We start from the raw sequence: 507 nt of genomic DNA, 5'->3' as shown, positions 1-507 counted from the left end.
CAACACACGTGGCGTTCCAGTTGGCTCCTCGCATCAATGCCATCGGTCGTCTGGCTCATGCCAAGCGTGCGGTTGAACTGCTTCTTGCAGATGATCCAATAGAAGCAGAACGTCTAGCGCTTGAAGCGAATGGACTCAATCAGAAGCGACAAGCCATTCAAGAGCACATCTATCAGTCAGCGCTAGCTCAGATCGAAGAACACGCTTGGACAGATCAAACACTCGTTGTCGCAGGTGAATCATGGCATGAGACCAGCTATCTAATGTCAAGCACTTAATTGAGTTCTAAGTAAGAACAATGAAGGGAAGTGATTTTGGACGCATCTATATAAGCCTGCCATAGACAGGCATATTTTTAATTTTCAGTATAAAATGCTGTTCTACGCGATTGGCTCGTATGGCTTTTTGTCCCGCAGAACGGCGTGAATGATGTACGTCATTTTACGCGCTACAGCGCCCGTTGCAGCTAGATGGTGTTTGCCTTGTGCCCGCTTCTGATCGTAAAAA

The 507-nt window shown here is 47.1% G+C and carries 1 pseudogene; it reads left to right on the top strand.

Annotated features, from left to right (window positions below):
- A pseudogene (locus MM817_RS16450) lies at positions 1–278 on the top strand (single-stranded-DNA-specific exonuclease RecJ); the annotation flags it as partial.
- Between the last annotated feature and the right edge of the window lie 229 nt (positions 279–507).

The organism is Sulfoacidibacillus ferrooxidans (genome assembly GCF_022606465.1).
In the GTDB taxonomy this organism is placed as follows: Bacteria; Bacillota; Bacilli; order Alicyclobacillales; family SLC66; genus Sulfoacidibacillus; species Sulfoacidibacillus ferrooxidans.
This window is presented reverse-complemented; position numbering and strand designations above follow the sequence as displayed.